At 72.2% G+C, this 9453-nt stretch carries 7 protein-coding genes and 1 pseudogene; 3 read left to right on the plus strand and 5 right to left on the minus strand.

All coding sequences use genetic code 11. The annotated features are described in order from the left end of the window. Positions 1–654, plus strand: a 654-nt coding sequence (locus G3I42_RS35215) for a cysteine desulfurase/sulfurtransferase TusA family protein (protein ID WP_164291721.1), incomplete at its 5' end; no start/stop codon positions are given. A 15-nt stretch (positions 655–669) separates the two neighbouring features. On the opposite strand, the gene G3I42_RS35220 is transcribed toward G3I42_RS35215, so the two are convergent. After that, positions 670–1647, minus strand: a complete 978-nt coding sequence (locus G3I42_RS35220) for a carbohydrate kinase family protein (RefSeq protein WP_164291722.1) — start codon at positions 1645–1647, stop codon at positions 670–672. A 407-nt stretch (positions 1648–2054) separates the two neighbouring features. On the opposite strand from G3I42_RS35220, the gene G3I42_RS35225 reads away from it, so the two are divergent. Further along, on the plus strand, positions 2055–3041 hold the full coding sequence (locus G3I42_RS35225) for a hypothetical protein (protein ID WP_239096891.1): 987 nt from the start codon (positions 2055–2057) through the stop codon (positions 3039–3041). Positions 3042–3187: 146 nt separating this feature from the next. On the opposite strand, the gene G3I42_RS35230 is transcribed toward G3I42_RS35225, so the two are convergent. Next, complete coding sequence (locus G3I42_RS35230; RefSeq protein WP_164291724.1) at positions 3188–3544, minus strand: iron-sulfur cluster assembly accessory protein; 357 nt, start codon at positions 3542–3544, stop codon at positions 3188–3190. 292 nt (positions 3545–3836) lie between these two features. On the opposite strand from G3I42_RS35230, the gene nadA reads away from it, so the two are divergent. Continuing rightward, entirely contained in the window at positions 3837–5018 is a 1182-nt protein-coding gene (gene nadA / locus G3I42_RS35240) for a quinolinate synthase NadA (protein WP_164291725.1), read from the plus strand. Between the two features lie 133 nt (positions 5019–5151). Here nadA and G3I42_RS35245 read toward each other — a convergent pair whose 3' ends face one another. The 3 genes and pseudogenes from G3I42_RS35245 to G3I42_RS38130 form a co-directional block, all read right to left on the minus strand. Next, positions 5152–8301, minus strand: a complete 3150-nt coding sequence (locus G3I42_RS35245) for an efflux RND transporter permease subunit (protein ID WP_164291726.1) — start codon at positions 8299–8301, stop codon at positions 5152–5154. 302 nt (positions 8302–8603) lie between these two features. Then, on the minus strand, positions 8604–9284 hold the full coding sequence (locus G3I42_RS35250) for a response regulator transcription factor (RefSeq protein ID WP_164291727.1): 681 nt from the start codon (positions 9282–9284) through the stop codon (positions 8604–8606). Then, positions 9281–9453, minus strand: a pseudogene (locus G3I42_RS38130) (two-component sensor histidine kinase); the annotation flags it as partial. The pseudogene G3I42_RS38130 and the gene G3I42_RS35250, both read right to left, overlap by 4 nt.

Genomic DNA, 9453 nt, shown 5'->3' on the forward strand with positions numbered 1-9453 from the left:
CGCGCCGAGGCGGTGGCGCGGGCCGGGGAGTTGCGCGCGCTGACCGCGCGGCTGCGGGAGCGGGTGCCGCTGCTCGTGCCGCGTACGGAGGTGGTGGGCGATCCGGAGCGGCGGCTGCCGCACCTGCTCACCTTCTCGTGCCTCTACGTGGACGGCGAGAGCGTGCTCGGCGCGCTGGACCGGGCCGGTTTCTCCGTCTCGTCCGGTTCGTCCTGCACGAGTTCGGCGCTGACGCCGAGCCACGTGCTGCGCGCGATGGGCGTCCTGAGCGAGGGCAACGTGCGCGTCTCGCTCCCCCTGGACGTGCGCGCGGAGGACGTGGACCGCTTCCTGGAGGTGCTCCCGGGGGTGGTGGCGGGGGTACGGGAACAGCTCGGCGCCCCGAGGGACGAGGAACCGCCCGCCGTCCCCTCCCCCGGGTCGCCCGCGGTCCCCTCCCCGGGGCCGCTCGTCGTCGACGCGCTCGGCAAGCGGTGCCCGATCCCGGTCATCGAACTCGCGAAGGTCTTCCCGCGCGTCCCGGTCGGCGCCACGGTCACCGTCCTGTCGGACGACGAGGCGGCGGCCCTGGACATCCCGGCGTGGTGCGAGATGCGGGGGCAGGAGTACGTGGGGCGGGAGGGGACGGCGTACCGGGTGCGGCGCACCGGCTGAGCCGTCCCCCTGCCGTCACACGGCGAGGTGCGCCTGTACCTCTTCGCCCGCCTCGATGCCGTAGCACTTGGTGAAGCGGTCCATGAAGTGCGTCCGCTCCAGCTGGTACTCCTGCGTCCCCACCGTCTCGATGACGAGCGTCGCGAGCATGCAGCCGACCTGCGCCGCGCGCTCCAGGCCCACGCCCCAGGCGAGGCCGGACAGGAACCCGGCGCGGAACGCGTCGCCGACGCCCGTCGGGTCCGCCTTGCGCCGCTCCTCGGGGACGCCGACCACGATCGGCTCGTCGCCCACCCGCTCGATCCGTACGCCGTCGGCGCCGAGCGTCGTGACGCGGTGGCCGACCCGGCCGAGGATCTCGGCGTCCGTCCAGCCGGTCTTCGACTCGATGAGGCCCTTCTCGTACTCGTTCGAGAAGAGGTACGTGGCGCCGTCGAGGAGCGTGCGGATCTCCTCGCCCTCCATGCGCGCGATCTGCTGCGAGAAGTCGGCGGCGAAGGGGATGCCCCGGCTGCGGCACTCCTCCGTGTGGCGGAGCATCGCCTCGGGGTCGTCGGCGCCGATCGTGACGAGATCGAGACCGCCGACGCGCTCGGCGACGGCCTGGAGTTCGATGAGGCGGGCCTCGCTCATCGCGCCCGTGTAGAAGGAGCCGATCTGGTTGTGGTCGGCGTCCGTCGTGCAGACGAAGCGGGCGGTGTGCAGGACCTCGGAGATCCGCACCGAGGTGGTGTCGACGCCGTGGCGGTCGAGCCAGGCGCGGTAGTCGTCGAAGTCCGGGCCCGCCGCGCCGACGAGGATCGGCGCGGTGCCGAGCTGGCCCATGCCGAAGGCGATGTTGGCACCGACCCCGCCGCGCCGGACGTCGAGATTGTCGACGAGGAAGGAGAGGGAGACCGTGTGGAGCTGGTCGGCGACGAGTTGGTCGGCGAAACGGCCGGGGAAGGTCATGAGGTGGTCGGTGGCGATGGAGCCGGTGACTGCGATCCGCACGGGTGCGCTCCTGCTTGGGGGCGGGGGTTGTCGGTTCACGGTATCCGGCGGGGGCTGAGCTTGCGCCGGGTGGGCCTCGCGGGGCTCCGCCCCGGGCCCCGCTCCTCAATCGCCGGAGGGGCTGGAAAGTGGTGCGGGCTGCATGTGAGCGCGGGTGGGTCCTTGGGGCGGAACCGGGTCGGGTGGTGGGGCGTCAGAGGTTTGTCCGTTCGTCGAGGGTTGGAGTTGGCATGGGCATGAAGGTTCGGGTCGTTGTGGGGGTCGTCGGGGTGGGGATGCTCGTGGCGGGGTGCGGTGGGGGCGGGGACGCGGAGCCTGCCGGGAGTGTGGCCGCGAGTGGGTCGCCGCCGGGGATCGCGCCCGGGGAGCCGGACCCTCACGGGGTGCGGTACCGGGTGGAGGGGACCTTGCCGAAGGGGCCGGCGAAGGCGGGGGTCTACGGGGTCGACGGGAGCGTGTCGCGCGAGGAGGCCGAGCGGCTGGCGCGGGCGCTCGGGGTGCCGGGGGGCGTGCGGGCCGACGGGGGTGAGTGGCGGGGTGCCGGGCTCGTCGTCGCCCGGCAGGCTCCGGGGGCGTGGAGCTATCTCGCCAAGGGCGACAAGTGCGCTCGGGGGAAGGGGTGTCCGGCGCCCGGCGAGGCCGAGGCGCGGGAGGCCGCGCGGCCGGTGTTCGCGGCGCTGGGGCTCGCGGGCGCGCCGTCGCGGGGCGACGAGGTACGGGGCGCGAGCCGTGTCGTGGAGGTCGACCCGGAGGTCGGGGGGCTGCCCACGGACGGCTGGTCGACACGGCTCCACATCGCGGCGGGCGGCGAGGTCGTGGGCGGTACGGGGCGGCTCGACGTGCCCCGTACCGCCGACGAGGAGCGGTACCCGGTGCGGTCCGCCGCCGAGGCGCTCGCCGCGCTCAACGAGGGCGCGGGCGAGGACGGGACGGTCGTTCCCGTCACGCGAGCGCGCTTCGGGCTCGCGGCGCGTACGCGGGAGGGGCACCCCGTCCTCGTACCGGCCTGGCTCTTCTCCGTCCCCTCGCAGTCCGCGACGCTCGCGCAGCTCGCGATCGACGAGCGGCACCTCGGCTCGGGCGGCGGCCCGCGTCACCCGGGCGGGGCCACGTCGGCGGGTCCCGGCGCGGCGACCCGCTCCGTACCGCCCGTCTCGTACGCGGCGGCCGGGCGCGAGCTGAGCCTGCGCTTCAGCGGCGGCGTGTGCGCCCGCTACCGGGCCCACGCGGAGGAGAAGGGGGCGCAGGTGCGCGTCCACCTCACGGAGGAGAAGGAGCCGGGGAAGGTGTGCGTGATGATCGCGAAGGACCTGACCCGCTCGGTGACCCTCGACCGCCCGCTCGGCGACCGGACCGTCGTGACGACGACGGGGGAAACGGTCCCGGCGGCCTGAGCCCCGGCGGCCGCGGGACCGCCGAGGCCCGAGGGCGCTGGGCCCGCGCCGCGCGGACCGCGCCACCCGGGTACGGCGAAGGCGGCGGCCCCCCAAGGGGGGTCGCCGCCTTCTTCCTGCTCGCGCTCGCGCGGAACGCGGGCGGCTCAGTGGAAGGAGTCGCCGCAGGCGCAGGAGCCGGTCGCGTTCGGGTTGTCGATCGTGAAGCCCTGCTTCTCGATGGTGTCGACGAAGTCGATCGAGGCGCCGCCGAGGTAGGGGGCGCTCATGCGGTCGGTGACGACCTTGACGCCGCCGAAGTCCTTGACGACGTCGCCGTCGAGCGAGCGCTCGTCGAAGAAGAGCTGGTAGCGCAGGCCGGAGCAGCCGCCGGGCTGGACGGCCACGCGCAGCGCGAGGTCGTCACGGCCTTCCTGGTCCAGCAGGGCCTTGACCTTCGACGCGGCGGCGTCGGACAGGAGGATGCCCTCGCTCGCGGTGGTGGTCTCGTCCGATACGGACATCTGCTTCTCTCCCGGGTTGTACGGAGACTGATTGCCGACGTTCCAACCGGCACGGTCGGGGAGTTATTCCCGCGCGGCCGCTGACCGCGTTCCCTCATCGTCGCATACGCCACCGGGACGGGTCAGGGGCGGCGAAGGGGCACACATCACATCGGGCCGCACGGTGTCGTCAACCTGACGGTAAGCGGATATCATAAATAACGTCAATACGACGAAAAGGGGGGCGGCGTCCTGCGGACGGCGTCCCCGGAGCGGCCGCACCGCCGCCTGTCCAGAAGAAAGGGTGCGTGACGTGACCACGGCCCAGCCCCCCGTCGATCTCGATGTGCAGCCCACCCCGCTCGCCCTGCTGCTGCTCGGCCGGGAGGCCGACCCGCGCAGCGAGCGCGGAGTGGAGTGCCCGGGAGACCTCCCCGAACCCTCCGACCCGGACCTCGTGGCCCGTGCCCGCGCGGCCAAGGAGAAGCTCGGTGAGAAGGTGTTCGTCCTCGGCCACCACTACCAGCGGGACGAGGTCATCCAGTTCGCCGACGTCACCGGCGACTCCTTCAAGCTCGCCCGCGACGCCGCCGCGCGTCCCGAGGCCGAGTACATCGTCTTCTGCGGCGTGCACTTCATGGCCGAGTCGGCCGACATCCTCACCTCCGCGCGCCAGCGGGTGATCCTCCCCGACCTCGCCGCCGGCTGCTCCATGGCGGACATGGCGAGCGCCGAGCAGGTCGCGGAGTGCTGGGACGTCCTCACCGAGGCGGGCGTCGCCGGGCAGGTCGTCCCCGTCTCGTACATGAACTCCTCCGCCGACATCAAGGCGTTCACCGGGCGCCACGGCGGCACCATCTGCACCTCCTCGAACGCGAAGCGGGCGCTGGAGTGGGCCTTCGCGCAGGGCGAGAAGGTGCTCTTCCTCCCCGACCAGCACCTCGGGCGCAACACCGCCGTCCGGGACATGGGGATGTCGCTGGACGACTGCGTCGTCTACAACCCGCACAAGCCGAACGGCGGGCTCACCGTCGAGGAGCTGCGCGCCGCGAAGATGATCCTGTGGCGCGGGCACTGCTCCGTGCACGGGCGCTTCTCGCTCGACTCGGTCAGCGAGGTGCGGGAGCGGATTCCGGGGGTGCGGGTCCTCGTCCACCCCGAGTGCAAGCACGAGGTCGTCTCCGCCGCCGACGAGGTGGGCTCGACGGAGTACATCATCAAGGCGCTCGACGCCGCCCCGGCCGGGTCGAAGTGGGCGATCGGGACCGAACTGAACCTCGTACGGCGGCTCGCGAAGGCCCACCCGGACAAGGAGATCGTGTTCCTGGACCGGACCGTGTGCTTCTGCTCGACCATGAACCGGATCGACCTGCCGCACCTCGTGTGGACGCTGGAGTCGCTGGCGGAGGGGAAGGTCGTCAACCGGATCGAGGTCGACGCGGAGACGGAGAAGTACGCCAAGGCGGCGTTGGAGCGGATGCTGGCGCTGCCGTAGCGGTTTCGCGGAGGCTCCACACCCCGCTCCTCAAGTGCCGGAGGGGCTGAAAACGTGCCCCGGAGCGGCCCTAATGCTGAGCCCCCTGCCGCGGTGATCGCGGCAGGGGGCTCAGCACCTTTCCCTACAGTTCTCAGACGTTCACCGATTCCCTCGGGGCCGGGACCTCCGTCGGGTCTTCGCCCTTCTTCTTCGCCTTCTTCGCCGCCCTGCGTTCCTTGCGCAGTTCGACCATCGCGTAGAGGGTCGGGACGAGGAGGAGGGTCAGGAGGGTCGAGCTGATGAGGCCGCCGATGACGACCACCGCGAGGGGCTGCGAGATGAAGCCGCCCTCCCCGGTGATGCCGGTCGCCATCGGGATGAGGGCGAAGATCGTCGCGAGCGCCGTCATGAGGATCGGGCGCAGGCGGTGCCTGCCGCCCTCGGTGACCGCCTCGACGACCCCGTAACCGCGGTCGCGGTACTGGTTGATGAGGTCGATCAGGACGATCGCGTTGGTCACCACGATGCCGATGAGCATCAGCATGCCGATCATCGCGGGGACGCCCAGCGGGGTGCCCGTGACGAGGAGCAGGCCGAGCGCGCCGGTCGCCGCGAAGGGGATCGAGACGAGCAGGATCAGCGGCTGGATCAGCGAGCGGAAGGTGCCGACGAGGAGCAGGAAGACGATCGCCACGGCGGCGAGCATCGCGAGCGCCAGCTTGCTGAGCGAGTCGTTCTGGTCGGCCGTCACGCCGCCGATCTCGGTGGTGGCGCCCTGCGGGAGCTTCAGGTCGTCGAGCTTCTTGGTCAGCTCCGTGCTGATCGAGCCCGTGTCGTCGCCGACCGGCTTGGCGGTGACGGTGGCGGCGCGGGCGCCGTCGATACGCGTCATCGAGACGGGACCGTCGACGAGCCTGACCGTGGCGAGGTCGCCGAGCTTCGCGCCGCCGACCGGGAGTGCCTTCAGCTCGGCGACGGTCGTCGCCGGGTGCGCGGAGCGGACCACGACATCGCGCTCGGTGTCGTCGAGCGTCGCCGTGGCGGCCTTGGTGCCGTTGACCTGCTCGGCGACGAGGGCGCCGAGTGCCGCCTGGCTGAGACCGGCGTCGGCCGCCGCGGGCTTCGCGGTGACGGAGACGCGCGGCACCGAGGTGGCGAGGTCGTTCTCGACGGACTTGACGTCGTCGATCTTCTTGACGGCGTCGGTGACCTGCTGGGCCGCCTTCGCGAGCGAGTCGCGGTCGGGGGCCTTGACGACGACCGAGAGGTCCTGGTCGCCGAAGCCGCCACCGGCGGAGACCTTCAGTTCCCCGGCCCCGTCGAGCTTCTTGAAGCCGCCTTCGAGCGCGTCCTGCACCTTGTCGGCGTCGTCCTCGCTCTTGAGCTTGATCTGGTACGAGGCGTGGTTGGAGTCGGTCGAGCCGCCGAAGGCCGCCATGAAGCCGGAGGAGCCGACGGTGACCTGGACGTCGCTGACCCCGTCGATGCCGTCGAGGAGCTTCTCGACCTTCTTCGCCGCCGCGTCGGTGCTCGCCAGGCTCGTGCCGGGCGGGAGTTCCTGCGTGGCGCTGAGCGAGTCCTGGCCGCTGTCGTCGAAGAAGTTCGTCTTGAGCTGCGTGGCCATGCCGAGCGTGACGACGAGGACGAAGACGGCGATGAGCAGCGAGGTGACCCTGCGCCGGGTCGCGAAGCCGATGACCGGCAGGTAGGCGCGCTGGAGGCGGCCCTGGGACTCCTTCTCCTCGGCGGCGCGGCGCGCGGCCTCGGCGTCCTCGGGGCTCGTGATGTTCTTCGGGCCGCGCAGGAACCAGTAGGAGAGGACCGGGACGACGGTGAGCGAGACGAGGAGGGAGGCGAGCAGCGCCGTCGTGACGGTGAGCGAGAAGGAGCTGAACAGCTCGCCGACGATGCCGCCGACGAGGCCGATCGGCAGGAAGACGGCGACAGTGGTGAGCGTCGAGGCGGTGACCGCTCCGGCGACCTCCTTGACCGCGGTGAGGATGGCCTCCTTGCGCTCCTCGCCGTAGCCGAGGTGCCGCTTGATGTTCTCCAGGACGACGATCGAGTCGTCCACGACGCGGCCGATCGCGATGGTCAGCGCGCCGAGGGTGAGCATGTTGAGCGAGAGGTCCCGCGTCCACAGCACGATGAGCGTGAGGAGCACGGAGAGCGGGATGGAGACCGCGGTGACGAGCGTCGAGCGGATCGAGGCGAGGAAGACCAGGATCACGACCACGGCGAAGCCGAGGCCGAGCGCGCCCTCGGTGGTGAGGCCGCTGATCGCCTTGGAGACGGGCGGGCCCTGGTCCACGACGATCTTGAGGTCGGCGCCCTTGCCGAGCGAGTCGCGCAGGTCGCCGAGCTTGTCCTTGACGGCATTGGAGATGCCGACGGCGCTGCCGTCCTTGTCCATCGTCACCGCGACGGCGAGGCTCGGCTTGCCGTCGGTGCGGGTGATCGAGGTGGCGGTCGCCTCCTGCTGCTCGACGCGCGCGACGTCGCCGAGGCGGACGGGCTTGGGCGCCTCGCCCTGGGCGCCCTGACCGCCGCCCTGACCGGCCTGGCCGACGACGCGCAGGTCCTCGATCTGCTGGAGCGAGGTGAAGGGCGTGCCGACCTGGACGGTGCGGTTCTCGCCGCTCTCGTCGAAGGAACCGGCCGGCATCGTGACGCCGCCGGCCTTGAGCGCGTCGCCCAGCGCCTGGGCGCTCAGGCCCGCGCGGGCGAGCTTCGCGCTGTCGGGCGTGATGGTGACCTGGAGGTCGCGGACGCCGTCGATGGTGACCTGGGAGACGCCGTCGATCTCCTTCAGCTCGGGCACCACGGTGCGGTCGAGCTGGTCGGAGAGGGCCTGCTGGTCCTTGGGCGAGGTGGCGGCGAGGACGACGGTGGGGATGTCGTCGGTGGAGCCGGCCACGACCTGCGGGTCGACGTCGTCGGGGAGTTGGGCGCGGGCGCGGTTGACGGCCTGCTGGACGTCGGCGACGAGCTGCTTGGTGCCGCTGCCGAAGTCGAACTGCGCCATGACGACGGCGTTGCCCTCGCTGGCGGTCGAGGTCGTCGTCGAGAGGCCGTCCACGGCGTCGAGCGACTTCTCCAGCGGCTCGACGACCTGCTTCTCGACCACGTCGGGCGAGGCACCCTGGTAGGGCGCGATGACCGACACCATCGGGAGTTCGATATTGGGCAGCAGTTGCTGCTTGAGCTGAGGTATCGCGATCGCTCCGAAGACGATCGCGACGATCGACATCAGCCCGATGAGGGCGCGTTGAGCGAGGCTGAATCTCGACAGCCAGGACATGTGTTCTCTCTCTGTGGCTACGCGGCAAGGGCGGGGCGCACGGTCTCGAACCGCCGGGTGCCGGGCGGGTCCCGGTGCGCTGGGGAAGACGGGGCGACCGTACCCCTCCACGATGCGGCATGCCGAAAGCCGGTTCGAGCGCTCCCAGGACCATTTCGTACGGGCGCTCTACTGCGGTCGGAGTAGGCGGGGACCCGCGCCGGCTCAACCCCCGGGCTGAGCGGGCGGGTGGAGAAGACCGTACGAGGCCCGCTCAACCGGCGGCGCGCGGCGGTGATTTGCCCCTCGCGCCCGGTGGCGCGTCACTCGGTGCGCGGGCGGACGAGTCCCGTCTCGTAGGCGATGACGACGAGTTGGGCGCGGTCGCGCGCGCCGACCTTGGCCATGGCGCGGTTGACGTGGGTCTTGACGGTGAGCGGGCTGACGTGCAGGCGTTCGGCGATCTCGTCGTTGCTGAGCCCGGCGGCGACCTGCACGAGGACCTCGCGCTCGCGTCCGGTGAGCGCGGCCAGGCGCGCGCTGTCCACCCCGGCGGCGGGTCCGGCGCCGGGGGGCTGGGCGAGGAAGCGGGTGATGAGGCTCTTGGTCGCGGCCGGGGAGAGCAGCGCGTCGCCCGCGGCGGCGGTACGGATCGCGCCGAGCAGTTCGGCGGGCTCGGCGCCCTTGCCGAGGAAGCCGGCGGCCCCGGCGCGCAGCGACTGCACGACGTACTCGTCCACCTCGAAGGTCGTGAGCATCACGACGTGCACGGCGGCGAGCGCGGGGTCCGCGCTGATCTGCCGGGTCGCGGCGAGTCCGTCGGTGCCGGGCATGCGGATGTCCATGAGGACGACGTCGGGCAGGTGGCTCGCCGCGAGCCGGACGGCCTCCGCGCCGTCGGACGCCTCGCCGATCACCCGCATGTCGTCCTCGGAGTCGACGAGGACGCGGAAGGCGCTGCGCAGGAGCGCCTGGTCGTCGGCGAGCAGCACTCGGATCGTCATCGGCGCTCCTGGTCCCGGGCCGCGGCCGGTCCGGGCGGGCTCTGCCCGGGGACGGCGACGGGCGCGGTGGGGTCGGGTGGTTCGAGGGGCAGTATCGCGTGGACGCGGAAGCCGCCGCCGAAGCGGGGGGCGGCGGTGAGCCGGCCGCCGAGCGCGGCGGCGCGCTCGC

This window comes from Streptomyces sp. SID11385, from assembly GCF_010548245.1.
Classification (GTDB): Bacteria; Actinomycetota; Actinomycetes; order Streptomycetales; family Streptomycetaceae; genus Streptomyces.

What these genes read in the sequence shown, in the direction of transcription:
- G3I42_RS35245 (WP_164291726.1), bottom strand. Translation starts at nt 8,301, where the DNA reads ATGTCCTGGCTGTCGAGATTCAGCCTCGCTCAACGCGCCCTCATCGGG.
- G3I42_RS35250 (WP_164291727.1), bottom strand. Translation starts at nt 9,284, where the DNA reads ATGACGATCCGAGTGCTGCTCGCCGACGACCAGGCGCTCCTGCGCAGC.
- G3I42_RS35230 (WP_164291724.1), bottom strand. Translation starts at nt 3,544, where the DNA reads ATGTCCGTATCGGACGAGACCACCACCGCGAGCGAGGGCATCCTCCTG.